This window comes from Gimesia algae (assembly GCF_007746795.1).
In the GTDB taxonomy this organism is placed as follows: domain Bacteria; phylum Planctomycetota; class Planctomycetia; order Planctomycetales; family Planctomycetaceae; genus Gimesia; species Gimesia algae.
The window spans coordinates 3,489,311-3,515,600 of record NZ_CP036343.1 but is presented as its reverse complement, the minus strand read 5'-3'; the positions used below and the strand labels follow the sequence as shown (position 1 = coordinate 3,515,600).

Annotated in this window: 26 protein-coding genes; 13 read left to right on the top strand and 13 right to left on the bottom strand. The window is 51.5% G+C overall.

The annotated features are described in order from the left end of the window. Window positions 1–569 precede the first annotated feature (569 nt). From Pan161_RS12910 to Pan161_RS12900, 3 genes are all read left to right on the top strand, one after another. Complete coding sequence (locus tag Pan161_RS12910; RefSeq protein WP_145227411.1) at window positions 570–2,417, top strand: phospho-sugar mutase; 1,848 nt, start codon at window positions 570–572, stop codon at window positions 2,415–2,417. 276 nt (window positions 2,418–2,693) lie between these two features. Then, window positions 2,694–3,911, top strand: a complete 1,218-nt coding sequence (locus Pan161_RS12905) for an inositol-3-phosphate synthase (RefSeq protein WP_145227409.1) — start codon at window positions 2,694–2,696, stop codon at window positions 3,909–3,911. Between the two features lie 5 nt (window positions 3,912–3,916). Next, on the top strand, window positions 3,917–4,816 hold the full coding sequence (locus tag Pan161_RS12900; RefSeq protein WP_197995854.1) for a UbiA family prenyltransferase: 900 nt from the start codon (window positions 3,917–3,919) through the stop codon (window positions 4,814–4,816). A 126-nt stretch (window positions 4,817–4,942) separates the two neighbouring features. Here the strand turns inward: Pan161_RS12900 and Pan161_RS12895 are convergent, their stop codons facing one another. Then, window positions 4,943–5,212 carry a hypothetical protein gene (locus Pan161_RS12895; protein ID WP_145227405.1) on the bottom strand — a complete coding sequence of 90 codons (270 nt, stop codon included), beginning with the start codon at window positions 5,210–5,212 and terminating at the stop codon, window positions 4,943–4,945. 286 nt (window positions 5,213–5,498) lie between these two features. On the opposite strand from Pan161_RS12895, the gene Pan161_RS12890 reads away from it, so the two are divergent. Both Pan161_RS12890 and Pan161_RS12885 read left to right on the top strand, forming a co-directional pair. Beyond that, window positions 5,499–6,746 (top strand): multidrug effflux MFS transporter, encoded by a 1,248-nt coding sequence (locus tag Pan161_RS12890; protein WP_197995853.1) that lies wholly within the window; start codon window positions 5,499–5,501, stop codon window positions 6,744–6,746. A 144-nt stretch (window positions 6,747–6,890) separates the two neighbouring features. Continuing rightward, entirely contained in the window at window positions 6,891–7,802 is a 912-nt protein-coding gene (locus Pan161_RS12885; RefSeq protein ID WP_145227403.1) for a CHAD domain-containing protein, read from the top strand. Window positions 7,803–8,269: 467 nt separating this feature from the next. On the opposite strand, the gene Pan161_RS12880 is transcribed toward Pan161_RS12885, so the two are convergent. Further along, window positions 8,270–8,779: a GNAT family N-acetyltransferase gene (locus Pan161_RS12880; RefSeq protein WP_232103722.1), complete on the bottom strand. Its 510-nt coding sequence runs from the start codon at window positions 8,777–8,779 to the stop codon at window positions 8,270–8,272. A gap of 226 nt (window positions 8,780–9,005) precedes the next feature. On the opposite strand from Pan161_RS12880, the gene Pan161_RS12875 reads away from it, so the two are divergent. After that, on the top strand, window positions 9,006–9,476 hold the full coding sequence (locus Pan161_RS12875; RefSeq protein ID WP_197995852.1) for a DUF1569 domain-containing protein: 471 nt from the start codon (window positions 9,006–9,008) through the stop codon (window positions 9,474–9,476). Between the two features lie 139 nt (window positions 9,477–9,615). Then, on the top strand, window positions 9,616–10,236 hold the full coding sequence (locus tag Pan161_RS12870; protein ID WP_145227399.1) for a WD40 repeat domain-containing protein: 621 nt from the start codon (window positions 9,616–9,618) through the stop codon (window positions 10,234–10,236). Here Pan161_RS12870 and Pan161_RS12865 read toward each other — a convergent pair. Next, complete coding sequence (locus tag Pan161_RS12865; protein ID WP_145227397.1) at window positions 10,220–11,587, bottom strand: IS701 family transposase; 1,368 nt, start codon at window positions 11,585–11,587, stop codon at window positions 10,220–10,222. The genes Pan161_RS12870 and Pan161_RS12865 overlap by 17 nt on opposite strands. Window positions 11,588–11,706: 119 nt before the next feature. Between Pan161_RS12865 and Pan161_RS12860 the strand changes: the two genes are divergently transcribed. Both Pan161_RS12860 and Pan161_RS12855 read left to right on the top strand, forming a co-directional pair. Then, a complete protein-coding gene (locus Pan161_RS12860) occupies window positions 11,707–12,414 on the top strand; it encodes a WD40 repeat domain-containing protein (RefSeq protein ID WP_145227395.1) in 708 nt (235 codons plus the stop codon). A 285-nt stretch (window positions 12,415–12,699) separates the two neighbouring features. Continuing rightward, window positions 12,700–14,502 carry a hypothetical protein gene (locus Pan161_RS12855; protein WP_145227393.1) on the top strand — a complete coding sequence of 601 codons (1,803 nt, stop codon included), beginning with the start codon at window positions 12,700–12,702 and terminating at the stop codon, window positions 14,500–14,502. Between the two features lie 84 nt (window positions 14,503–14,586). On the opposite strand, the gene Pan161_RS12850 is transcribed toward Pan161_RS12855, so the two are convergent. The 3 genes from Pan161_RS12850 to Pan161_RS12840 all read right to left on the bottom strand — a co-directional run bounded on the left by Pan161_RS12850 (window position 14,587) and on the right by Pan161_RS12840 (window position 16,056). Continuing rightward, window positions 14,587–14,928, bottom strand: coding sequence for a type II toxin-antitoxin system PemK/MazF family toxin (locus Pan161_RS12850; RefSeq protein WP_145227391.1), 342 nt, complete (start codon window positions 14,926–14,928; stop codon window positions 14,587–14,589). Further along, complete coding sequence (locus Pan161_RS12845) at window positions 14,918–15,127, bottom strand: hypothetical protein (protein WP_145227389.1); 210 nt, start codon at window positions 15,125–15,127, stop codon at window positions 14,918–14,920. The genes Pan161_RS12850 and Pan161_RS12845 overlap by 11 nt, the downstream gene beginning before the upstream one ends. A 128-nt stretch (window positions 15,128–15,255) precedes the next feature. After that, entirely contained in the window at window positions 15,256–16,056 is an 801-nt protein-coding gene (locus Pan161_RS12840; RefSeq protein WP_145227387.1) for an HpcH/HpaI aldolase family protein, read from the bottom strand. Between the two features lie 159 nt (window positions 16,057–16,215). On the opposite strand from Pan161_RS12840, the gene Pan161_RS12835 reads away from it, so the two are divergent. Next, entirely contained in the window at window positions 16,216–17,073 is an 858-nt protein-coding gene (locus tag Pan161_RS12835) for an SGNH/GDSL hydrolase family protein (RefSeq protein ID WP_232103721.1), read from the top strand. Between the two features lie 24 nt (window positions 17,074–17,097). After that, window positions 17,098–17,757, top strand: coding sequence for a hypothetical protein (locus tag Pan161_RS12830; protein ID WP_145227383.1), 660 nt, complete (start codon window positions 17,098–17,100; stop codon window positions 17,755–17,757). Between the two features lie 18 nt (window positions 17,758–17,775). On the opposite strand, the gene Pan161_RS12825 is transcribed toward Pan161_RS12830, so the two are convergent. After that, window positions 17,776–19,479 (bottom strand): FHA domain-containing serine/threonine-protein kinase, encoded by a 1,704-nt coding sequence (locus Pan161_RS12825; RefSeq protein ID WP_145227381.1) that lies wholly within the window; start codon window positions 19,477–19,479, stop codon window positions 17,776–17,778. Window positions 19,480–19,668: 189 nt separating this feature from the next. On the opposite strand from Pan161_RS12825, the gene Pan161_RS12820 reads away from it, so the two are divergent. Next, window positions 19,669–19,893 carry a hypothetical protein gene (locus tag Pan161_RS12820; RefSeq protein ID WP_145227380.1) on the top strand — a complete coding sequence of 75 codons (225 nt, stop codon included), beginning with the start codon at window positions 19,669–19,671 and terminating at the stop codon, window positions 19,891–19,893. A gap of 24 nt (window positions 19,894–19,917) precedes the next feature. Here Pan161_RS12820 and Pan161_RS12815 read toward each other — a convergent pair whose 3' ends face one another. The 5 genes from Pan161_RS12815 to Pan161_RS12795 form a co-directional block, all read right to left on the bottom strand. Continuing rightward, window positions 19,918–20,964, bottom strand: coding sequence for a metallophosphoesterase family protein (locus Pan161_RS12815; protein ID WP_145227378.1), 1,047 nt, complete (start codon window positions 20,962–20,964; stop codon window positions 19,918–19,920). A gap of 74 nt (window positions 20,965–21,038) precedes the next feature. Continuing rightward, a complete protein-coding gene (locus Pan161_RS12810; RefSeq protein ID WP_145227377.1) occupies window positions 21,039–21,329 on the bottom strand; it encodes a hypothetical protein in 291 nt (96 codons plus the stop codon). A 192-nt stretch (window positions 21,330–21,521) separates the two neighbouring features. Continuing rightward, complete coding sequence (locus tag Pan161_RS12805) at window positions 21,522–22,400, bottom strand: DUF1559 domain-containing protein (RefSeq protein ID WP_145227375.1); 879 nt, start codon at window positions 22,398–22,400, stop codon at window positions 21,522–21,524. 92 nt (window positions 22,401–22,492) lie between these two features. Continuing rightward, on the bottom strand, window positions 22,493–23,908 hold the full coding sequence (locus tag Pan161_RS12800; protein WP_145227373.1) for a FecR domain-containing protein: 1,416 nt from the start codon (window positions 23,906–23,908) through the stop codon (window positions 22,493–22,495). Continuing rightward, window positions 23,905–24,513: a sigma factor gene (locus Pan161_RS12795; RefSeq protein WP_145227371.1), complete on the bottom strand. Its 609-nt coding sequence runs from the start codon at window positions 24,511–24,513 to the stop codon at window positions 23,905–23,907. Before Pan161_RS12795 ends, Pan161_RS12800 begins: the two co-directional genes overlap by 4 nt. Window positions 24,514–24,864: 351 nt before the next feature. Between Pan161_RS12795 and Pan161_RS12790 the strand changes: the two genes are divergently transcribed. Continuing rightward, window positions 24,865–25,158 carry a hypothetical protein gene (locus tag Pan161_RS12790; protein WP_145227369.1) on the top strand — a complete coding sequence of 98 codons (294 nt, stop codon included), beginning with the start codon at window positions 24,865–24,867 and terminating at the stop codon, window positions 25,156–25,158. A 14-nt stretch (window positions 25,159–25,172) separates the two neighbouring features. On the opposite strand, the gene Pan161_RS12785 is transcribed toward Pan161_RS12790, so the two are convergent. Continuing rightward, a complete protein-coding gene (locus tag Pan161_RS12785) occupies window positions 25,173–26,147 on the bottom strand; it encodes a hypothetical protein (RefSeq protein WP_145227368.1) in 975 nt (324 codons plus the stop codon). Window positions 26,148–26,290 lie beyond the last annotated feature (143 nt).

The following is a 26,290-nucleotide window of genomic DNA, read 5'->3' as shown; positions in this document are numbered from 1 at the left end:
AATCAAGAAACCAAATGGGAGAATTCCCTCCTCTGTTCTCGTGACTCTGAAATCAAGATTGGTATAACCTGAATTGTGTTATACCGTTTTAATTCACCTATTCTGCCACTGTTAGGATGGGGAATCAAGGACTTGATCGGTGGGAAACCAAAAACTGGCAAAGTCTTAACGGATGGAAATTGTCTTTCTGGGCAAAGATTCAGTGCGTTCGCCTGTACGGGTTGAATCCGTCAGCTGATACATTCGTTGTAATCAGACTTTTCAGCGGATTCAGGCACTCCTGGAACCGGATTTCGCGTGAGGGTTGGCTCACAGGGTTTTTCACTCTACAATCTAGAAGCATGTCTGGAAAGTGCGATATTTTCAGTTCACTCTGGCTCAATTCTGTCTGGGGAGAGAAAACCCGTATCGCCCCAGTCTGGTTCAAGGTCAGACCTGTTTACCAGAAACGGACATTCCAGCAGATAATCCTTCCGGGAAAAGAGTTATTCAGAAATGGAACTCAAACCCGCGTTTGTTACAATCACGAATCAAGAACCCGCGCTCTCGAATACGGAAAAAGTCACAGGATGAATCAGCCTTCTCCCTCTATTGATTCCTCGCAGGCAATGGAACTCGCGCGTACTGCCGTCGCCGAGAAAAAACTCTCCGAATCTGCCCTCGAAAATCTGAAGCGCTGGGTGACGGAACCACAGTATGCTCCTTACCAGCCTGCTCTGCTGAAACTGATCGAGGACAAAGACTTTCAGCAGCTCGATACCTGTTTCTGGGAAGTCATTCCTTTCGGAACCGGCGGTCGACGCGGATTGATGAGCGAACTCGGCTCCGCCACCATCAACGAGCGCACGATTGCAGAATCAGCGCACGGACTGGCTGCCTACAGCAAAACGTTTTCGGGTCAAGAAACCGGGAAAGCGGCGATTGCGCATGACTCGCGAATCAACTCCTCCCATTTTGCCCGCATCGCAGCCAGTGTACTGGCAGGGCACGGCCTGACCGTCTATTTCTTCAAAACCTCCCGCTCCACCCCCGAACTTTCCTTCGCGGTCCGCGAGTGTGGTTGTGACGTCGGTGCAATGATTACCGCTTCACACAACCCCCCTTCCGATAATGGTTTCAAAGCCTACTGGTCTACCGGAGGACAGGTCCTGCCTCCTCACGATCAGGGGATTATTGATGAAGTCTATCAGGCTGCCGAGATCCCGCTGCTCGATTTTGACCAGGCGGTCGAGCAAGGCCTGATTCAGTTTATTGATGAAGACGTCGCCAGCAAATATCGCAGTTCGGTCGTGAGCCATAGCCATTCTGGTAATCGTGACATCACTGGATATTTCACACCCCTGCATGGAGTGGGAGAAGCGTCCGTGTATCAGGTACTGCAGCAGGCGGGATTTGCAGGAATTCAGAAGTACGAACCACAGTGTGCACAGGACGGAAATTTTCCGAATGTTCCCGACCAACTCCCGAACCCCGAACGGACGGAAGTCTATCAACCGGCGATTGAACAGGCGAAACAGACCGGCGGCGAAATCATTCTTGCCAGTGATCCCGATGCCGATCGCATGGGGGTCTGTGTTAAAAACCCTGCCGGTGAATTTATTCATCTGACGGGAAACCAGGTCGGGGCCTTACTCGCCGATTATGTGCTCCGCAAACGTCAGGCAGCCGGAACGCTCTCCCCGGAGCACTTCGTGGTCGAGACGATCGTGACCACTCCCTTGATCGCCGCCATCGCCCGCAAAGCCAATGTGCGGATTATCAATAACCTGCTGGTCGGATTCAAGTACATCGCAGAGACCATGGACGCAGAAGGACCCGACAAATTTGTGTTCGGAACGGAAGAGTCACTGGGCTATCTGGCAGGTGAATACTGTCGCGACAAAGATGCGGCGATTGCCGCCCTCTGGGCCTGTGAACTTGCTGCCGAACTCAAGGCAGAAGGCAAAACACTGCTGGATCGCCTGGACGATCTCTACCTTGATCACGGGTTTCATCTGGAAGGTCAGGTCTCCAAAACCTGCAAAGGGTCATCGGGTAACGAACAGATCAAACAGTTGATGAAGGCCTTTCGCAGTACACCTCCTGCAAAAATGGGAAATCTCAACTTTACATTAGTCAGAGACTATCAGGATCTGGAAATCCGGTCATTACCCGAAAATACGGTGACCGAGACCTTTTCGAAACCAAAGGGAAATGTTCTGATGTTGGAAGCCAGAGCCGAGGGATCGCCGCTGACGGTCCAACTGGGTGTACGGCCTTCAGGTACCGAGCCTAAAATTAAATTTTATTACTTCGCGCAGGCAGAAGTCACAGATCCCGGCCTGCTGGATCAGACCAAACACGCAGCCTTCTCGACAATTGAAGACTTTAAAGATGCGTTGATGGCATGGATCGACCAGACCCTCGCTGACACTTAATTCGATGACTTTATCACAGAGAGACAGAAATTCTTCTCCGCAATCTCCATTTCTTTGATTGTGAACAGCCACAAGAGACCTATAATTATTAACATATTTTAATATAGTCCATGACCGGCCATTATTCCTGAATACTGGTCCCGGAAAGATAACTCAACAGAATGCAGCAGGGGGAGTCTGTGCAACGACAATCAGGCAGACTGCGATCTGTCTGCTCCCACCTTCGAAAATCACCCGTTTCAATTGAATTCAGAAATATCAGTTTCAGGCAACATCATGACGCAACAACGTATCGGGATTTGGATCATCGGCGCATGGGGCGGAGTCGCGACGACCGCCGCAGTCGGATTATCAGCACTCAAACAGGGACTCACAGGGACCAGTGGTCTTGTTTCAGAGAATCCCTATTTCGAAAAACTGAATCTCAAAAACTGGGACCAGTTTGTCGTTGGTGGACACGAAATACGCGATACCTCATTTGTAGAAGCCGCCCGGTATTTCAGTGAAAATTCCGGTGTCTTCCACCCGGCGCTGTTACAGGCTGTTGAAGAAGACCTCAAAGCGTACGATCAAAACGTCAAGCCAGGTACCTTGATTCATGTCGGTGATACGATTCGCTCACTGGCCGGGGATGCTGTCAGAAAATTCGATACCGAATCTCTGCAGGAAACACTGACGCGACTAACCAACGACATCAGTGAGTTCCAGAAACAGCATGATCTGGCGCACGTCGTCGTGGTCAATCTGGCTTCCACCGAACCTCCCGTCGAAGAATCTGCCAAATCACTGAGTCTCGCGGAACTGAAAGAGTCGCTTGCCTCTGCGGTAACGTCGCCGGTTCCCGCCAGCACCCTGTATGCAATTGCCGCCATGAACGCCGGCTGTTCGCATCTGAACTTCACCCCTTCCGCAGGCACCGATCTGCCGGCGCTGATTGAACTGGCGGAAGAAAAACAGGTTCTGCATGCAGGTCGCGACGGCAAAACGGGTGAGACTCTGATGAAAAGTGTGCTCGCTCCCATGTTCGCACATCGCAATCTGAATGTCATGAGTTGGGTCGGACATAACATCTTCGGGAACCTGGACGGAAAAGTGCTGGATGATCCGGTCAACAAATCCAACAAAGTTGTCTCCAAAGATCACCTGCTGACCGAAATTCTGGGCTACAAGCCACAGACTCTGGTTTCGATCGAATACATTGAATCTATGGGCGACTGGAAAACCGCCTGGGACCACATCCATTTCAAAGGCTTCCTCGATACCAAAATGGCTCTGCAGTTTACCTGGCAGGGAACCGACTCCATCCTGGCGGCCCCTTTGATGCTCGACATGGTCCGCTTTACCGAACGCGAATGGCGTCGCGGAAACAAGTCTGGCATCATGACCCATTTGAGCTCGTTTTACAAAAGCCCGATGCAGGCAACCACACCCGAATTTGAACGCCAGTATCAACAACTGGAACAATGGGCCGACACGGTTTCGGAAGAATCGTAGGTCGTATGAAAACTCTGCTTGCTTACTTTCAGTTGATGCGTCTACCCGCTGTATTTACAGCGCTGTCGGATATCATTCTCGGCTTTTTACTGACACATGGCTCGTTTTCGCCCCCCGTCTCGTTTGCGTTACTGCTGGTCGCTTCGGCCAGTTTGTATCTTTCGGGAATGGTGTTCAACGATGTCTTCGACCGCAAAGTGGATGCAGAAGAACGACCTTCGCGACCCATTCCCTCCGGGCGCATCTCGACTCAGAAAGCAGCAACACTCGGCGGCCTGTTGATACTCGCCGGTGTGGGCGCCGCCCAGACCGTTGGCACACAGAGTCTGATCGTCGCCAGTCTGCTGGTGGTCGCCATTCTCAGTTACGACATGCTGTTAAAAAAAACGTTTCTTGCACCCCTGATGATGGGCATCTGTCGTTTCCTGAATGTCATGCTGGGTGCCAGTGCTGTTTCCCGGGAAATTAATCTCTGGGTCAAACCACAACTGCGTATCGCTGCTGCACTCGGGCTGTTCATTGTCGGGCTGACCTGGTTTGCCCGCATGGAAGCAAAGAACAGCAATCGCGGCCAGCTGGTCGGCGGTCTGCTGGTCATCAATTCCGGACTGGGGGCACTCGCCTGGATGCTGGCCACTTATCCCTGGCCTCGGGAAACTAATCTGTCGATGGTTCTGGCAGCATTAGGAGTTGTCGCGCTGACGATCAATCGCCGCCTCGTGCAGGCGATCCTTAATCCTGTACCGCAGAACGTCCAGGTCGCCGTCAAAACCATGCTTATGTCCTATGTGATGCTGAACGCCATCATGGTTTTCGTCTGGACGGCAAACCCGCAATACGCCATCCTGACAGCGGCGCTCCTGCTGCCCACGATCCTGCTTTCACGCTGGATGTCAGTGACCTGATCAGTCAGGAACGCAGTCTGCCAACGGTCGCATCGCCTGTATTGGCAGGTGATCAACGCCAGACGAGCACGCCAACGAGCGTGCGGACCATTGCAGGAAGCGTTTCATACCCAGTCTGATAAGACACTACGTTGACGGCTGAAAGCCCATTACCTGGTAACGGGCCAGTTCTACCGGATCGGTCAGCTTGATGGCACAGATTGCGCTGTAGGAAAGCATCACTTTTCGCGCTCCCAGAGAGTCGGGTTTGTCCCGTTCGAACATCACGACCGAACTTGAGAGCAGGAAATTCTGAAATGGAATCGATTCCTGGTAGGTGGTGACGACGATCCCCTTTTTGGGAATCGCAGCCGGCCAGTTTTCCAGAATCGAACGCCAACCTTCTGCACTATCCATAATACTTCTCGTTATCTTAATGGTTGAAAAAACAGGTCTTGGAAAGTGAAAGATAAATCTTCCCCTCCAATTCGGCAAGAGGAACATTTTTAGTACTGAACGGGGCAGCGGTTTCCGCGAGGCGGGGGACACGCTATGATTCTTCTGGAACGCATCACATTTGAGCAGAGCGTCTCTCGTACAAATAGACTCAATCCAAATACCTCTGGAGACGCTACAGTAAAACTGGACACAGTCTGGTTGCTCCCGACTCTATCGTCACTACTGTTGAGATTGTTTTCGAACATTGCTGACTCCCGAACTTAAACAGAAACCCGCGGCGATTGGTTTTCGCGAATTTGTCGCCATGATGGCATTGATGCAGTCGTTGGTGGCGCTTTCGATTGATGCCATGCTGCCGGCATTAACGGAGATCGGTAAGGAACTGGGTGCCTCACAGGCCAACGACAGCCAGTTAATCGTTTCATTCCTGTTTCTGGGACTCGCCTTCGGGCAGGGGATCTACGGCCCTCTCTCTGATACCACCGGTCGAAAACCATCCCTGTATCTCGGGTTTGCTCTGTTCCTGGCGGGGGGACTGCTTTCCCTGTTTTCCACCGATTTGAAAGTCATGCTGGCCGGTCGCTTTCTCCAGGGTCTCGGTCTGTCTGCACCCCGTTGTATAATTGTGGCCATCGTCCGCGACCAGTACGAAGGCCCGGAAATGGCACGCGTGATGTCGTTTGTGATGACGATATTTATTTTCGTCCCCGCGATCGCCCCGACGCTGGGGCAGGGAATTCTCGTGGTCGCGCACTGGCGGGCCATCTTTGCGGCGCTGATTGCCTGTGGGATCTTTACTCTGGTCTGGCTGGCTGCCAGGCTGCCGGAAACCCTGCCGCTGGAACGCCGGATTCCCTTTTCGCTGTCTCGAATCAAAAATGCGATTCAGGAAGTCTGTTCGCATCGGGTTTCCATAGGCTATACGATTTCACTCGGACTGATCTCCAGCGCGTTTCTGGGTTACTTAAGTTCGGCGCAGCAGATCTTTCAGAAACAGTATGAGCTGGGAACGCTGTTTCCGCTTTACTTTGCCATCCTGGCGCTCTGTATCGGCGGTGCTTCCTTTGCGAATGGCAGACTGGTGATGCGGTTCGGTATGCAGGCTCTGTCCCGCTGGTCGAAGCGGATTTCCACCGTTCTTTCCCTGCTGTTTTTTCTGTATGTACTCTCCGTCGGTGGTCTGCCTCCGCTGTGGACTTTGATGGCCTATCTGATGGCGATCCTCTTCTGTTTCGGTATCATGTATGGAAATCTGAACGCGATGGCGATGGAACCGCTGGGGCATATCGCCGGTGTGGGAGCGGCCGTCATGGGAGCCCTCTCCACGCTGATTTCGGTTCCCTGTGGCATTCTGATTGGCCTGAGTTATAACGGCACCGTCATTCCTGTGATCAGCGGGTTTACTGTTTCCGGCATCCTGATCGTCTTCGTGATGCACTGGATTGAATCTGCCCCGCAGAAGTCAGCCATCGAATCGGATTTTTCAGAGTGACATCTTGACGGGCCACACCGGTTAAATTCTTTGACCGATTATGATAGATTAAGCATCATTAGCTCGCGTTTTCAAACAGAGACGACCCACAACAACACAGATGACTTCAGGTCTTCCTGATTCCTTCAGATATGGATTTAAGAGATGGGTTATCAGTTCAAACAACAGGAATCGCTGGCGTCAGGCGTCCGTCGGATTGCCGACGAACAGCTGAGTCAGGCGATTCAGATTCTGCAGGATCCGGAGCAGAACCGCCATTATGCGATCCATGAAGTCCGCAAACGCTTTAAGAAGTTGCGCGGCCTGGTTCGCCTGGTCCGCAGCGGCCTGGGTGATGAGTACTCCGCCATCAATGTCTGGTACCGCGATGCCGGCCGCCGACTCTCTCGGATTCGCGATGCAGAATCCTTACTGGAATCACTGCAGTCTCTGCAACTGCGATTTCCTGACCCCGCTTATTCCGCGTTGTTTGCAGAATTCGAGAACCGGTTACAGACGCGTAAACAGAAAGTCGTCGATGAATGGGTCGACCTTGATCAGGAACTGGAACAGCTTTCCGCTGAACTGCAGCAGTCAAAACAACTGGTGGAAAACTGGAAGATCAAAGGCGCCTCTACCAAAGTGCTCAAAGCGGGTCTGAAACAAAACTACCAGCGCGGCACAGACGCTCTGGCACAACTGCATCAGAGTCCGAGCGATGACCTCTTTCATGAATGCCGCAAACGCAGCAAATATCATCTGTATCATATTCGCCTGCTCAACGAGGTCTGGCCGACGATTCTCTCGGCACGCCAGGCGGAGCTCGATGAACTCAACGACTACCTGGGTGACGATCATGATCTCGCGGTCATGACGCAGGTCATCACCGGAGAACCTGAGACCTTTGGCCTCGCTGCTGATGTCGAACAGTTATTGACGCTCATTCGCCAGCAGCGACACGACCTGCAGACAGCCGGACTCAAACTGGCCGATCGCATCTTCGCGGAAAAACCCAAAGCGTTTGCCCACCGCATCAAACGTTATTGGAAGCTCTGGAAAGCGGATCGCGTGGGCTGAGCACTGCTGCCTGATGTTCAGCGATCAGATTCGACTTGACCCACACGCGCCGTTGACGAAACTCCATGGTTATGCGTCGCGCGCGTGACACCGAATTACGATAGTAACCACGCATCAGTTCTGTGAATATGATCACCTTAAAACCTCCCTGTTTCAGGCCATTATTGCTAAAAGTAGTTCATGGCATACACTCATGTTCGCTACCCGATCAGGCACCGATGCCACGCTTTCACGCACTTAAAATCAGTTTAATCATTCAGTCATGCACTATCTCACTCTAATCAGTCTGGTGTGTCTGAATGATACGATAATGGGGTTGAATCAGCGGAGACCACCACTGATGATGTTTCGTTTCATACCAGTTCATCAGCGCCTGGCGCCCTCCGACTTCGAAGGACGACAGTCTCCCGGTCGGTATTTTATCAGAAATCCTTGGACGACCCCGAGATGAACATTCCGCAGCAACATCACTCCGCTGACGGGATCCGCAGCAGGGAAATCAGCAGCCCCCGTTTCTGTCCCTGCACCTCGGCGATTTCCGGCAGATGCCCGCAGACTTCAAATCCGAACTTTTCATTCAGATGCCGCGTCCCTTCGTTGTGATCAAAGTGCATGCCCACCAGAGTGGTGATTCCGAGCGCCGGGCAGGCATCTATCATCTTCTGCAGCAGAAACGTTCCCAGTCCCTGCTTTTGATGGGAATTCGACAGATACAGACTCACTTCTGCGGTCTTGTCATACGCGGGCCGACCGGCATAAAACGAAGTCACATAGATGCAGCCCACGATCTGGCGCGCCTCATCTTCCGCGACCCAGATCGGCCGCTTCTCTGGTGAGAACTGCGCAAACCACGGCAGCCGACTCTCGACCGTAATCGGTTTTGTGTCCGCTGTCGCGGTACCAGCCGGGATCGACTGATTATAGATATCCACGATGGCAGGCAGATCGTCTAAGGTGGCATCACGAGTGGTAAACATGGTTTTCAAAATCCAGGGAAAAGGATAAGAGCACACGCTTTCGAAGCGCGAATGTTCGCGTGTTTTTACGTTTTTCGTGGTTAAAAATAAAAATGTAAAGCAGTGGCGCCTGTGCTCACTGCTCGAAAAAGTATACTACAACTCACAACCGGAGCGTAGCCAGGAATGTGTGTCGCCAACCTGATTTTATATTGAACACTTCGCGAAAAGACCAGAGAGAACTCAGATGATCAACGACCTGCGGGAGTTGCAGTTTCACCACTTGGAAGACGCGGTAGCAGAAGTGCAGTCACTGTTGCAGACCGGTTACACGCAGCGGGGCAAGTGGAGTCTGGCACAGGTCTGTCGGCACTTGACCCTGGTGCAGGATCCGGGTGTCGACGGCTATCCGCTCTGGCTCTCCCTGTTTGCACCGCTGCGACCGCTGATGCGACGCATTCTATTACCCCGTCTGCTGAAAGGCGATTCCCCGCAAGGCATTCCCACGTCTCCGATCTTTGTCCCGTCCGGTGATCTGGATGACGCGAAAGAAGCAGCAAATTTCGCAGCGAGCGTGACCCGCTATAAAGCCCATCCGGGACCTTACGCCCCGCATCCCGGTTTCGGCCGCCTCGATCCCGAAACCCTGGAAAAGGTTTATACCACCCACGCCGCCCATCACCTGCGGTTTCTGGAACCGTGTGTCGAAGTCTCTTAATCAAAAGGTTCTTGACAGATTCGCTGGTCTGCGCTACAAAGTGTAGGTGCTCTGAGCACTAATACGCCTGAAGGCAGAAATAGTGACTCGAAATTATGCTTTTGAAGTATGAACTCAGAAGCCCGGAAAGGCTTTAGGCATGGATCGCTGTTCTTCTTCGCTGCCCGTAGCTGTTTGTGTATTGATGGGCAGTTTCCTATGTAACTTGATTCATGTCAGTTACGGCCAGACCTCACAGGAGTTAGCCCCGCAGACTCTCTTGCACGGGGGATTGAACGACGTTGTTGCTCTCTGCTTTTCAAAATCCGGCAACCAACTGGCAGCTGTCGACAGTGAAGGATTACTGGCAATCTGGCAGATAGACCAGAAAAAACTGATTGGAAAAGTCCAGTTTTCAGATGGAATGGGGGATCTGCCTAGTCTGGAATGGGACGCCGATGGAACGAAGTTACTCATCTGGTCTCATAAAGTTGGTGCGTTTGTGATAGATCCGCGCTCAATGAAACAGACCACAATCTTTTCAAAATCGAAAGGGTTACAGGGAACGATTCCCTATCGTTACCGTTCAACTCAAGATCTGAGGCTCTCTCCAGATGGCATGTCTCTCCTGCGTGTACAATCTCCGCTGATCGATGTTACCGATGAAGTGCAGGCGTCAGGTTCAGTTCCCTCGTATTTAGAAGAAATCAATATTGAGACAGAAAAAGTATTATCACTAGTACTACAGCGCCTGTTTACGTTTTCTAGTGCGTCTTCGTAGTTCTTTTTTTCTTCTTTGTTCGTGGCAGTGTTTTGCGATCTGGTTGCGGGCGATTCGCCATTGACTCCATTCGACGAGTACTGCCGGGGTCCAGTCTCTTGTATATAGCAGATGCCTGAGAATGTTGCGGACTTCCGGAACAGTCAGGCCCGGATGTTTTTTTTCCCAGCCGCTGTTTCTGCAAAGTTAAAAACAGTAACGCCAGCATAGACAGGCAGGTGTGATGGTGCCAACCGATCCAGCCGCGCGTTTCGTATTCATCCAGCCCACATTCGCCTTTACCACTCTGAAAGTTCTTTTCAATGCACCAGCGGCTGCCACCGACTTCTGCTAACTTCTTCAGGGGAATCTCAGCGGGTGCATTAGAGCGTTGATATTTCAATTCCGAATCTTGTCCCACAGAACGGCGAACAAGCAGCCGTTCCCGCCGATCAGTCGGACGCGACTGTTCGGAAAACCAGACTGTGATTTCTGCATATTCGTAGAGGCGTGGTCCCTGACTTCCTTCCGCAACACTCATCCGTTTCCAGGCAGACGCAGGAAGGTTCGCCACCACTTCATCGACGCGCCGGGGTTTCTTCAGGGGCTTGGCGTTCTTTGTGGGACGGCCCCCCCGGGGCGTTATCTGGCCGACGGGCCGCAACTTCGGTTTGGTGGTCCACACCCTGGCATCGCACGATGTCTCCACGACATACCACTTTCCCAACTCCCGAACGGTTTGCACAAATACCGGGCTGGTGCCGTAAATACTGTCGCCACAGACCCATTGAAACGGGACGCCCTCAATAATTGCCTGCTGGATCATTTCGCTGGCCAATTCCGGCTTGCTGCGAAAAATGACGCTGGAGGGAACACCGGCCTGCGCGAGACGCTGCTCATCTATTATCCATTGTTCAGGAAGAAACAGCCGACGATCGATCAACGTTTCGCCTTGCGAACTGCAATAACTCACAAAGACGCCCACCTGGCAATTGTCGACGCGACCGAGCGTTCCCGAATATTGCCGGGCTACCCCCACGGACTGTTTGCCCTTCTTGGGGAAACCAGTCTCATCAACGATCAGTAGACCGTCGTCTTCTCCCAGGGCTTCGCAGACATGTTGCCGAAGTTCTGCAAGCACATCCTGATCGGACCAGATGGCCTGGGCAATGAATTTCTGCAATGTGCGTACTACCCCGCCTTCGATTGTTTCAGCCATGTTCTCCACGTTTCGCCGGTCACCGCCAGCGAGCAGTCCCTGCAAGATCGTCATCGCATGCGCATGATTCTGCACCCGTCCAAAGTGAGACAGGTAGCGGCTCACAAAAGATTCCAGCTCCGGCATCAGCGACTCAATCGCTTTCACGTCCATCCTTGAACCTCCCAGCTACAGAAAAACCGGTCAAACGATTGATGTTATACTCCAAAATTACTTTAGCGTAAAAGATCAATCGTTCAGGCGCTGTAGTACTAGATGCTCCCAGATACATCATGTGTGTTGAATATTATCAAAATGGGCAATTTCTGTTGACTGACTTGGATGCCACATTATTTAAAGGGGATATGAATCTGGGTTCTCAGAAAACACAAGTTCTTAGAAATACGAGTAAAAAGAGACAGGAGCTCTACGATAATATCACTATCATTTATCGTGGGATACTGGATCTATCTGCGGATCAAAAGTACGCAGTGGTTAGCGGTGTTTCGGGAGAATTTAAATATGATGAGTCTGGCGAAGTAAAGAACAGCATCTCGGGAGTCGTTGATGTCTTCCAACTTGACCCATTGGAAAAAATCAAAACACTTCCCATTACGAAAATTAATTTTGAAGACCAGCGCATTTCCAATATTTTCAGTCAGCTGAATACGGTTTGTATTTCTCCAGATGGTTCCTATATTGCTGCTGGTTCTCTGAGTGGGATAATCCAAATCTGGAATCGCAAAAATATGCAAACCGTTCGAGTAATTAACCTTAAATATGAAGAAACACCTCGAGATATACATTTTGCACCAGGCAGACAACCACTCTGCGCTTTCATTGCAGGTTGTGAGAACTCCTTCTACTTGATTGATTTAAATAAAAAGCGGGATTTCAAATTGAGTGCGGTGCAAACTTTTGACTGGTCAGCAGATGGAAAACAACTTGCAGTCGGCGGAGGAGAAGACGGGGCGGTGCATATTTTCCATATGGAAGAATAGGCTCTACTGAAAGATCCTTTTCTGAAACAGTAAAATCTACACAGTCAAGAACGATTGTTCTATTTCTCAAGACGATCGCATGGTCTCATCTTACACGCAGTACCTCCTAATCCTGGAGTCAGGAGGCAAAGAATAATTTTCTGGGTGAAATCGATTAAGTCGATCGTGTAAACTGTAATAGTGAGGAATGAATGCTCTTTTCATTTCCCAAGTGAAACAGAATCCAGAATCTTTGCATGAGAGATAGCAACGCTTCAGATGATCTGAGTAACAGAAAGTCCTGTTATGATGCAGATGCGACGACCACGCTTCGGATACAACTTAATCATACTGGTGTGCCTGCTGTTACTCAGCACAAACTGCTCCGAGCAGAGACCGGCACCGGTCGAGATGAACTGGTGCCTGTCAGACACAGGGAGTATCATCAACAGCGGTTTTGAATTGCGTGATGGTCGGGTGATTGGCGTCAATCTGGCGAGAATCAAGGAGGAAACCGTTTCGGAAAAACTGCTGACACTCCCGGATCTAAAATACCTGCGGCTGACGACGCAAGCCTACCATGTTTTGGGGGCGAAAGCGATTTCAGACCATCTCCCAAAACTGAATGAACTCTGCATCCGTCTTGAACCGCAGTCTGATGCGGAGAAGGACACAGTTACATTCGCTGAATATCAGCGGCTCCTGACTTTGCCTCGCTTAAAAAAACTGACGGTAGAAATCCTGCAGATGACTGAGGGCGGCAATTCTCTTCCCGTGACACCGGTCAGCCCCATTCTGCAGCTGGATGTGGCAGTGAATCTGCAATCGCGGCTGTTCCCCGTACTGGACGGACTGCAACTGAAGCACTTGCGTTTGCAGTTAACGCGGGACAGTCGCCCGCTCAGTGTAGACGACCTGAAAGAAATCAATCGTCAGGTCAATCTGGAATCGTTCACTTTTTTCGGTCCGACATTGATCACGTTCCCCGGTCAGTCTCGTGTCGAACCGGCCCGGATTGACTTTTCCCGACTCAACGGACTTAACCAGCTGCAGGAATTGTCACTGTGTAATGTGCAGTTCGATCCAGCGGGCTTGCTGCATCTGCCTCGACTCAAACAGATCACGATCCGGGAATGTCAGTTGGAAACATCTTCGTTCGCAGCGCTGCTGCAGCATCCTTCGCTCGAAAAAGTGGTGGTGCTGGGTTGCTCAAACGAGGATCTGAGGATCTCTCAGCGGTTACCCCCTGTGGACTCAAAACTGAAACAGATTGATCTGGAAATGGTTACCCTGCCCGAACTGAAAATGTTTGCGAATCTAAACTGTGATCTGCGCGTTACCCTGGGGAGCATGAACTCAGACCGTTATCTGGAACGTTTTTACTGCGCGATAGGTGACTCAGTTCAGCAAGTAGGAGTGCCGGAAGTGCAGCAGCTGGGCCAGTTGAAAACCATGTCTGAGTTAACGTTGGTGAATCGTCTGCCTGGTACTATTGATTGCGGTACTATGCTAAGCCTGGCGGCTCTCCCTAAGTTGCGATCACTGTCAATGAACCGCGCCAATCTGAAGCAAACAAAAGGGCCGTTACCTCGCCTCAAAGCCAATTCGCAATTACAACATCTTTCCCTGCTGACTTACCCCGGACCGGCACCGGAGATGCTCAATCAATTGCTTCCACCTGAACTGCTCAGCCTGTCACTCAGAGCCAGTTTATATGCAGAGCAACATCCGGTTGATCCCTGGAAAATTTTAACCGTGCCTCCATTGTCTCAACTGCAGAAACTTGAGCTGAGCGATTTTCAATTTCTGCGTGATAAGTCGCGTATCCCCGTACAATTTCTTCCCCGGTCCTTAAGGCAGATCACGTTTGAATTCTGTGATCTGGATGCGGACTGTCTGGATTATATCTCGAAGCAGTCCCCTCAACTGAAAGAGTTCCGTATAACGGGGTTGAGCTCAGTTTCAAAGGATGACGATCTCTTAATGCTCAATCGTTTTTCCCAGTTGGAACGCGTCGACCTGTTCGATAGTCATATCTCTGCCAACGTCGCGTATCAGGTGAATGCCAGCCATGTTCGCATTGGCGGGGCGGAGATGTTTAAGTGGTGAAAGGCGATTTCCTCAAGGCATTCCCATCAACTGCGGTTTCTGGAACCGCGTGTGAATGATGAGAAAGAAGATTATTAAGAGTGATCACAATTCTAAAGCTGTTCTCAGACAATGATTGATCTGCTCCATAGTCGTAGCGGAAAGAGATCCAATTACTTTAGCGATATGCTGTTGACGAATTGTATAAATGTTGGAGCAGTTGATCACTGAGGGGCGGCGGAGTCCCGATTGTTTCCAGTCGGGATGCTGCTGGTCGATCAGAAGTTGAGTGTTTTCTATACTACGGCGAATGGTTGTCGTGACCTGCACCACAATCGTATTTGACATACGAGTATTGTCTCGGTTGTTTTGGACAACAAGCGCAGGTCGAACACCTGCAGAAGGAATTGTAGAGCGAAAATCGACTATGACCAGATTACTTCTCATTGAGATATTCTAGATACTGATCAGGGTTTTCGTCATCAAGGGCTTCAATTACCGCTGAATAGCTTTCCTCAGTGTCGCGGATCTCCTGATGCTTCTCGAATAGATCTTCTCGGATCAGGATGCAGTCCAGTTCGCCGATTTTGATGGAAACTTTTTCACCGCGGGAAACGGCTTCTGATTGTGCTTGGGTCAGTTTCATCTTTACCTCCATTTGAATTGTTACGTCTGAACTTGAGAGAGGCAAGAATATTTAACAACAAAAGTGTAAATCTGCACATTTTGAGAGTGGTCTGAGCCAGTTCTGAAGATCATTTAGAATACGCAATATCATCCTCGCACCTGTCCCAGCATTTTGCGGGCGGCGTGACCCAGCATCACGGTATCGACGCCGACGGTGATCAGGGTGAAGCCTTTTTCGATGTAGGGTTTGACCGCGTCGACGGTCACGCCGAAAATGCCGAGCGGGATGTTGTTTTTCTGGCAGACTTCGGTGACGTGGTCTATCGCGCCGGTGACTTCGGGGTGATCAATTTCGCCGATGCGTTTCAGGCTGGCAGAGAGATCATACGGGCCGATCAAAACGGCATCGACGCCGGGGACCTGGGCGATGTCTTCTATCGCGTTGACCGCGTCAATGTGCTCAGCCTGAACGACGACTGTGGTCTCTTCATTCGCTTTTGACAGGTAATCGTCGAACGCAAAACCGTATCCGTGGGCGCGGCCCAGACCAACGCCGCGGGTTCCCTCGGGAGAATAACGGGACCAGGAAACGATGTTCGCGGCCTGTTCCGCTGAATTGACCTGCGGCGCGATAATTCCGGCGGCGCCGATGTCGAGGGCTTTCTTGACCGAGACCTCTTCAGGGGCCTGCAGTCTCACCAGGCTGGGCAGCCGATTGCCGACGCGACCGATAATTGCCTGCAGATCTGCTGTGGATAAAGTGCTGTGTTCCGCATCAAGGAACAGCCAGTCGTATCCCACTTCGGAGAAGATCTCGGCGACCTCCGGGTTGGAGAGGCTGACTAACGGGGAGATCAGCAATTTACCTTGTTGGAGTTGCGAGCGAAAATTGTCTGGTAAATTGTCTGGTAAATTGTCTGGTAAATTGTCTGGTAAATTGTCTGGCACGGCTGTGTCCTTTATCTGTTATCTGTCGTTGAGATTTACGTCTGGAGTTGTCATGGGCAAAGAATCTGTGGCCTGCGATTGTGTCCGGTAGGGGCCTGCGGTATCCTGAATTCTGAACGTTCTTACCAGAAAATCATACCAGATTCCGGGAAACCACAAATGCGCCGACCCGTTCTTTGCACACGCTGCTGTTTTTTCGTCTGTCTGATGACAGTTTTCATCGTAGCCCCTCTGACTGCGAATGACAAGAAAACCGAGCCGACGAACGCTGCAGAAGCGGCTGCGAAGAAAGCCGAGCAGGCAGCGGTCATCAATAAAAAGTTCGCAGACTGGAAAACAACACTTTCCCCCGAGCAGCAGGCGTGGGAAACCGTCCTGGAAGAAAACCTGGGTGGCTTCTATCTCCCCATCTATAAAAAACAGAAAGTGCAAGGCGTCGTCACTGCCTGGGATTATGTGGCCGACGATCCGAACCTGCCGCGCGTGCTGTTGATTGGTGATTCGGTCTCACGGGGTTACACGCAGGCGGCCCGCAAAGCATTGAAAGGCAAGGCCAACGTGCATCGGGCGCCGGCCAACTGCGGTCCCACGGCTACGGGATTGAAAAAGCTGGATGTCTGGCTGGGGGATGGTAACTGGGATGTGATTCACTTCAACTTCGGGATTCACGACCGCCGCACACCAGCCGCCGACTATGAACAGCGACTGGACGAGATTGTGAAACGTCTCAAGAAGACCGGCGCGACCGTCGTCTGGGCCAGCAGCACGCCGATCCCTGCTGACTGGAAAGAGGGACCGGAAATGAAAACGAAACTGGAAGAGAAGAACGCGATTGCTGCGAAGGTGATGCAAGCTAACGGCGTGGAAATCGACGACCTGTATGCCTTCATCCTGCCGCATCTGTCAGAGACACAAAATCCCAAAGACGTGCATTTCAACAGCAAAGGCTACAACATGCTGGGAAAACAGGTCGCGAAGCATATTGAAGGCACGCTGGAAAAACGCGATCAGAAATAAATAAGATCAACATGAGGTAGACGAATGCAGAGATCAAGCCGCAAGTGGGTTCGCTCTTTAGCAGGTGTGTTCTTCATTCTGCTCTGTTTGATCATCCTCTTCTGTCTGATGGATTCCCCCAGTCAAAGATCACTCAAGAATGTCAAACAAGATTTCGCAGAATACACAGGTCTGGCGTGGCCTGAAGGGGCAACAGTGATTTCGGTCGGTGAGACTCGTGATCCCGGCAGTTTTCGGGGAGGCGGCGCGTATCATCTTATCTTTCAGACAGACCCGGAAACAGTACAAAAATGGTTAACAAGCGATCCACCCTGGAAGAGTGCTCCACCGCAGTGGAATAAAGCAGAGTGGGCTGCCGGGCCGGTTGCTGATGAGATTGAATACGATTTCAATAATTTTTCGAGAGCTTGCTGGGTCAATCCCGAATTTCCGGTGGCTGTATTGCCTGTCGAAAAGAAAAAACTAATTGAGTCGGCGGAATCAAATAATTTATTGCGACTGGATAAGAAAGCTTCAAACTCTGATTACCCCTATCATCGCGACCATAATAATATGGCGGAACTACAGAGCCCTCACATGATGTCTGTTGTAAAGCTTGGAACGTTAGACGCAGAGGGAAAGCTGTTTGCCATTAATACGAAGAAGAACATCGTCTTCGTATCACTCTGGGATATCACTCGATGAAATCGAAACAAAGCTGCACTACGACAGCAGCCAGTAACCGATGCCGGTGATCAGGCAGATACCTGCCAGGACAGAGGCGGCTATGAGCATCGGTTTGCTGTTGTTTTTCCTGACGTATTGATTGGGGGATGCGACGCGAAAGTGGTAAGTCGCTGCCAGGGAGAGCGTGTTGCCAGGGAAGAGGATCTGTTCCTGAACGCGTTTGCCTTCGACTTCGGTGCCGTTTTTGCTTTTGAGATCCGTGACGATCCAGCCGGTATTTTCATAATGAAAGGCGCAGTGTTCTCCCGAGATGCCCGGTCGGTCCAGTTTAATATCACAGCCGGCGTTACGCCCCAGTACAACCCGTTCTTTTGTGATGGGAAACCGCTGCTTGTTATCCAGGTCAATCAGATCGATGGGCTGCAGGACGCCGGTCATGGCGCTGCTGGCTTTCTCTGCCATCGCGTCTGTAGACTCCGTCGGGACAGAATGCCGCAGAATACCGCTCTTGGAAATGTCTGATTCGCCGCGTGTCAGTCGTTCGATGCCGTCTGACTTTTTCTTTGCCATTTCTGCGACATGGCTGGCAGTGGCGATCCGGGAGGAAAGTTGCGGTTTGACAATGCTGGACTGGGCGATGGCGCTACGGGCTTTCGCCTGCTCCACGCGTTGTGAGACAATTTTATTGAAGCGAAATTCGATCGGGGTGCGTTTCGCATAAGGTTGCAGCGCGGCGGAGACCTCTTTCATCGACTGAAAGCGATCATCGGGCTGCTTGGCCATCATCTTTTCCACAATCGCGACCACTTCCGCAGGGATTTTGGGCGCAATTTCCGCGATCGATTTCGGCGTCTGTTCGCGGTGGGCCTGGATTTTCTGAGCCGCGGTCCCGGTGGGGAAGGGGAGTTTGCCGGTCAGCAGAAAATACATCGTACAACCCAGGCTGTAGACATCGGTGCGAGCATCGGCAGTCTGACCGTCCTTTGTTTGTTCCGGGGCAATATATTCCGGTGTTCCCACGCAACCATGACCAAAGATCATTGCCAGCGAAAACTCCGCTTCGGGATGATCCTTGAGCAGCGCCAGACCGAAGTCGAGTACTTTGACATAACCCTCTGAATTAATAATCAGGTTTTCCGGCTTGAGATCGCGGTGGATGATTCCCGCCTGATGGGCGACTGCCAGTCCCTGGGCAGCCTGAGTGATGACATCACAGACCTGGGGAGTGGGCAGAGATTTCTGTTTGAGCAGGACCAGTTCGAGCAGGCTGATTCCTTTAATAAATTCCATTGCGATGTAACAGACGGCGCCCGCTTCTTCATAACTGAGTGTACGCACGACATGCGGATGCTGCAGTCGAGCACCGGCAGTGGCTTCCAGTTTCAGACGCGTCATCATCCCGGCATCATTGCGGCATTTTTCGTTGAGTACTTTCAAGGCAACCGGATCCTGGGTTTCCCTGTCCTCTGCCAGATACAGACTGCCCATGCCGCCAAATCCCAGCACTTCGAGGATCTTATAGCGGTCAATAAAGTATCCGCGTGTACGGCCTGACAGCAGACGCTCGCCCTGATAGCGGGTCAAAATTTTCGCAGTCACCAGTCGCTGGGCTGCCTCTTTGGGTGAAGCCACATTTTCCAGTTCGTGCCGCTCAATGACCGTACGGACCTCTTCCGCTGAGAGCAGGTGGCTCTCCCGTAAAAGATTGAGGAACGTCTCTATATCTGGCGGCTTAGGCATAACACCCTGTAGTGAGAACTCGTTGAGAAATGTTCTTAATTATATACATATGCTGAGCATTTGGGTAGCAGATTCTACGACAGAATGCTGAGATCTGAATTTTGGAGAAACAGGAACTCTGATCTCATATTCAATCCAGTAGAGGGGTTCCGTCGCGAATGATTCCACAGGATCGCCGTCAATGCGGAAGTGCCTGCTACCGATCACGCGCCAGAAGCGGAATCTGAAAAGCTGGCTGCAGAGGCGTTTTCGCGGGGTAAAACGGACCAGAAGCAGATCGAAAAAGGCGTATCTCGGCACGCGGGTCCAATCTGCCGGGCTTCCCCGTGCATTCAATATCATCTGCCGAATCACCGCAGTACGGCGACCCGCTTTGCCGGCCTGATCATTCCTCTACCTGTGAAAGAGAAATGAGAGACCGGCACGGATGCCACTGACTTATTTCGTCATCTGGTAATCCAGCGTGAACTGATGCTGGTCGCGTGCGGGGACGATTTTCGTTTTTTCACACAGCTGTTTCTTCACCGGATTCCAGGTCCGAACTTCAATCTTGTTTTGAGCCGGGATAAACCGCATCAGGCGGAAGCCTTCTGCGCCGTAATCTGACAGCAGCTCGTGTACGGTATTGCCGTGTTCCCCTTTGACCGTCTGGTGCAATGCCTGTGTGCGGCTCTGGTCGCCACAGCAGATCAGGAACAGGTTTTTGTGCTGGCTGAAACATTTATCCCACATCTGCTGCGAAGTATTGCCATTTGTGCCATGGCATTTTTTCCAGACCATGCGGCCTTTGGGGGCATCGAAATAATCGCGTGGCGCTTTGGGGTGTTCCAGAGGTCCGAGATCCATGTGTGTCGTGATAATGGCTCTGCGGTTCGCATGCTGTTCCAGAACCTGATCGGCCCAGGCTAAAACATTGTCCGGGGCATTACATTCCAGATGCACAATAATGAAATCCATGCCGGCTGTGGAGAAGAGTTGAAAGCTGTTGGCATTGTTGCCTGAGACTTCCGGTTTTCCACTGGTCGGTTCAAAACAGCCCCCATACCAGTCGAATTCCGTGAACCGGGATTTGGGAAAATACTTCTGGAACAGGGAAGAGTTACCAGACTTGCCCACCATATCATGATTGCCGACGCTGATTCCATAGGGAACTTTGCCATGCAGCTTATCCATGCATTGTTGTGCGACCTTCCATTGTTCGTCGTTATTAATATCGACAATGTCACCCACATGGCTGACGAAGACAATTTTCTGCCGATCCAGTTCGTCGATGATGCAGTCGGTGATCGCTGTGAAGACCGGATTTGATGTGGGATCATCGGCCTGTGATTTACGACTGGTTCCCTGGCCTTTGTAATGTTGCGTATCAGGAATAACGGCGATGCTGAAGGTTCCCTCTTCAGCGGGAGGCAGTTCCTCAGCAGACAGGGGGAGTACTGAAGCGGCAGTCATAAGCATGGTGTTCAGGATGAAGGCAAGTTTCATGGGGCGTTCATTTCTACGCAAAGCGCTGTGTGTTCGATATTATCACTGAGTCGGGTAGAGGGAAACAGTCAGGCTTATAAGGGAAACTCAATTTTGACATTCGGGTTCGCAGACTTCAAGTTCGCGAAAGCTGTCTGCTGCAGATCGGTTTCGGATGCATCCACGCGTTTGAGTTTACTTAAACTGGCCAGAGTGGCAATGACCTCGGGGCTGGTTTTCTGTGGCAACTTGACGGCGACGACTTCACCGGCTTCATCGAGTACGATTTCCGCACCGCTTTCGTTGAGCTGCGCGACCGCCTGTTCCACCTGCGCGGCGGGTTGACTGGCTGCCAGATCCTGCGAAGAGGAACAGCCGCTGCTCATCTGCGATATCAATACCAGGCAAAGCAGTGATGCCAGACCAGATTGAAATTTGTTTGTATTCCCTCGGTTAATTAACGTTGACGCGTTCATTGTCGTAATTTGCCTTTTGGGTTTCGGGAGTAAGAGTCATATGCAGGACGACTGTCACCAGCCTTCCTGCAGTGAACTCGGGAGTATGATTCATTGAAACGTTTAGAAATCGCCGATGACTTCGCCGTCCGCGCGACTGCCGAGGTACGAATAAATCGTACGACTCATGTTTTCACTGAGGAAGCGGACGGAACCATCCATCATCAGAAACTGGGCGCCGCCGACGTGCATGCTGCCGAATGCGACTTCGTTGGTCGTATTCATGGGGACATCGGTGCTGGCCAGATATTCGGAATACTCACGGGGGGCACCATCCCAGCCGCCGATAGAAGTCGAACCGATGTAGAAATGATCTTTAAATGCATCAAAGTCATTCACACATTCACCAACACCAATCGTGTTGGACGAGCCATCGGTGAGGTCACGCATACGGATGGAACTGTTCAGGAAGAAGATGCCGTCTGCGTCGGTCACATTGGCTTCACTGTCTGAACCGCGGGTTCCTGAGAAACAGGCGAGATAAGATGTGGGGACGCGGGCATCGATGCCGTCATGATTACGATGACTGACGGTCGTGTCAGAAGGGCAGCGATAGGCGCTGAGATACGTCGCACAGGCGTCTTCATTTGCACCGGTGCCCCAGTCTGCATTGAAATCGATTGTATTATACAGGTTGGCCTGATCGAGTCCGGGCAGAATCGAACCGCTCCAGCCGAGCCCGCCGTTTCCGGTTGAGGTGTTCGCGACGACCAGGTCCACGTTAAAGCCGGGGGGCAGAATGCGGTAGGTGTCATGGTAATTGTGGATGGCCAGGCCCATCTGTTTCAGATTGTTTTTGCATTCTGAGCGGCGGGCCGCTTCGCGTGCCTGCTGGACAGCGGGCAGGAGCAGTGCAATCAGAATGGCAATGATGGCGATTACAACGAGTAATTCAATCAGCGTGAAACCGCGGTTTGATCGATTACGGGAGTGGAGTTTCATCTTTCATCTCACTTGGGATAAAAACAGGGTTTGTCGTTTTTCCGGTTACAGGACCCGGAACATTTTCAGTTGAAATTTAAAAGGGGCTGTCTTCAGTCTTCCGTGGCGACCAGAATGCGAATCTGGTCTCGTCCAATTCCTCCTCCGCCACGCTGGCTCCAGGCCACGCGCAATTGTTTTCCGGAAGGGGAGAGTTCGGTTTTGTCACTACGATCAATGCCGCGTCCACTGCGACCGAATTCCTGGTTGTCGTATTCAATATCAGTTCGACCGAAACTCTGGTCGGTGGCATATAAATCCGGATCGATTTTGAATCCCCCCAGAACCGGGTTTCGGAAGTGGATCGTGCCATTTACGGCTACTCTGGGATGATCTTTGCCTGCTGCATCTTTGTGTGGTCCGTCCAGATGCAGGAGAAAGACGTTGACTTTCGTGCCTTTGGGGATGGTCTGTCTCTGTTCCAACTGAGTTGCAGCTTCCTCTGCTACAGGGATCTTCCAGACGGTAACATCCTCTTGCAGGATCAGGTTTTTTTGCTCCTGGAACAGAGCGAGGTGCTCACTGCTGCAGCAATCACCGGCTCCCAGTCGGGCAGGCATTTCCTGTCGGTATTGGATCGCGCCTTCGAGGGTTTCAATCTGTGCCTGAAATCGGAGTGCACGTGAGAATCGGCTTTCGTCGGTCCGGAGCGTGACAGCCGGACTGCCATCCCCTTTCAGTTGAATTGCCTGTCCGGCTGTCAGAAAGTGGGTGTTCCCTTTTGTCTGTTGATTCTGTTTTTCAGCGCAGACCACTTTTCCCTGAAACACATGCGTTTCTGAAGAGCCATCCTGTTCCACGTGCACGCCGAAGCGGGTTCCCAGGTCTACTACACGCTGGGATGGAGTTTCCACCACGAAGCCGACGGCTTCAGAATTGACCTCTGCAGCCAGGGCTCCTGAGTAGAGTCGAATGCTGTTCTGGTGGAGCAGTTCAAACGCCGCCGGACTTTCGAGGACGATTTCGACGCCGGAATTCATCAGCAGCCTGGCGATGCCCTGTTGCAGCTGATAGGTATGGCCGGTGAACAGTGGGGCCTGTGCCAACAGCGGTTCGGCATCACCCGTGATCATGGCGTGGTCCATTTCTCCAAGCACAGCGACCTGCGTGTGGGGTACGGGCTGGACGGCATACCAGGTGAAGTAAGCCAGGACCGTGAAGGGGAGTAAATAACAGATCGTCAGCAGCAGGTAATGTGAGAGTGGTTTTCGCGCGCGAGGCAGTTTTCTGACAGTACGTTGCTGTTCTGTCTGTTGTGAAAACAGGTCCCATTGTTCCGGGGCGAGAAACTCTTCTTCGAGAATCAGTTCGGCGTGCATGTCCATCAGATAGACATACAGTTTCTGTGCTTCTACATCGCCGCGCAGTCGTTCGGAAAGTTCTTTTAATTGATTGCTGCTGGCCGTTTCGTTCTGTACTTCGTAAATCAGTTTGATGAGGGCCCGCTGTTTACGCTGGAGTGATCTCATTCTGTATCCTCCGCGTTCATTTTTCGCTCAATGCAATGAAACAGCGTATTGCGGATGCGATCCAGGTGTCGATAGATCGTGCTCAAAGGCTGATCCATGATACTGGATGCGGTTTTGGCGCCATGTTCCGATTCGTAGATCAACTGCAACAGGTACAGATCTTTTTCCGGCAACTGACGTTTGCATATCGCGAGAAAATCTCTTCTGATTTCGAGCAGTTCTTCACAGCGGGCGCGGGTGGATGCGATTTGATTGAGAAGCTGTTCATCAAACAGGGCAGCGAATCGCTTTTTACGTTCCATCAGTCGCAGTACTTCAAGCCGGGCAATGCCACAGGCCCAGCGGGTGAAATTTCCTTCCGACTGATATTCATCAAACTTCCGCCACAGGACCAGACTGGTCTCCTGCATGACTTCGTCCGCATCGTTACGGCAGGGAATCAAAGTGAGAATAAAGCGGAAAATGCGGGAATACGAGTTGGCGTAGAGCCGCATGAACTGTTCGTCCTGCGCAGTCTTCTGAAGCGGTGCGGCGTCCGCATCTCTTTCTGGTTTCGAATCGAATGTGCTTCGATTCGGTGTCGTAAATATGTCAGAACGATCCATGGGAGGCTTTGTGGTGAAATAATTCGGGTCCAGAAAACGTGTCTGCGGACCGTTGGGTCTACATGATGTTTCCCTGCAGGGCTGAGAAAATTCTCAGGCTAATTTGAAATAATTCTGATTTCGATCAGCAGGGAAAAAAGGACAGGGATCCGGAGGCGAGATTCTGGCTGGACGTCCTGCAGAAAATGAACGTTACCGGACTCTAGTTCGGCCAGAATAAAAATAAATGCTCTGATGATACGTTGTTATGATCTATATGAAATCTTCATATACCGTTTGCGGAACCTTCATCGTTCTCAACGGTTCGCTGTCGATCTGTCAACGTCTTCTGATCTTTGCGTAGATTTTCCGTTGAGGCTTCCATCAAATCCGTTTCCGCGACTGATGAAGCTTTATGCACTCAAACAGCAGGGGGCGCAGTGGGAATGTGATGCAGAGCTCAGCCGTCTGACGGGAGGACTTTCCTATTCCGACATGCAGGCACTTGCGGAGCAGGCCAATTTCAGGCACGCCTTATGGGAAATGGGAGAGGCGATCGCGACGTTATTCACACAGGTCGTGGAACGTGTGCCTTTTCTGCAGGAGTATCCTGAGAGCAGTGTGCCTGGCTGGGAGGAACTCACGCTTCGCTGGAAAGCAGACTGATGCGTTGTTCGCGACTACTGGTTCATCGCTTTTTTCTTATTGGCTTTGTGTTTGGCGATCCATTTTTCCGGGTCGGCGTCAAAGGCCTTGCGACATCCACTGCAGCAGACCCAGAACGATTTCCCCTGGTAATTCACCTGTGACGTTCCCAGGCCGCCTGATATCACGCAGGTTTTGTCACCGTAATCGGAATCGCTTTTCGCGAACGAAGTTCCCTTGCGTCTTGTGGTGATCGTATCGACGCGGGCAACACTGTCGCCGCGGAGATCGTAGATTTCAAACAGGTAGCGATCGTTGTTCTGCTGATTCAAGGTGATCTGGGCATGCTTTCGTTCGTTCGGCGGGTCGACGAGAGACAGGCTGAGTTTGTAAGTGGTCTGCAGAATATTGGGATCGGCATCCCCCTCCACTTTGGTAACAGGGACCGAGAAGTCGCCTTCGTAAATCCGCCGGTCTCCGTCTTTGTTGGTGATCGTCAATTGATACTTCTGTTTGTCTGTCAGGTAAGTTAAGCGGGCATTTTCATAGTAGCGGCTTTTGTCTGCCTGCATGACAAGAGCGGGTTGTAGCGGATTGGTCTGCAGATCCCAGACCCAGTCCAGTGTTTCCACCGAACTGAAACCATCGGTTTTTTTGAATGTGATCCCGCCCCAGTCACCGAGCATGATCTGCAGTGGCTTCAAGGCTTCCAGAACATTATCAAACGTCTGTTCATCCGGGACTTCTGATTTTGATCCTGCGGTTGACGAACGACTTCCCAGCGTAATCGGTTCGAAGCGACGCGCCGGCTTTTTCTTTGTACCGGTTTGAGCAGCCGAGCTGTCTTCCATTTCCAGAGGTTCCCCGTCTCCCAGATCGACGCCATCACCGCCGAGGTCGACCGTGACCTGTTCGACCGGTTCCTGAGGAGCATCAGCAGAACTGCAGCCCGTGCAGCAGATCAGTAACAAGGTACAGACGCTAACTGGAAATAACGGACGCAGATTCATATCGACTTACTCCCGGAGAAAATTTTGATTTGCACGAAAAACGCCGCTGGTTTTACAGGTAAAACTGACAGGTTTTATCTATGGGACAGTATAACAGCCTGTTCACGTTTGTGTCACGGTGAATTCAGTTCTGATAAAATTTG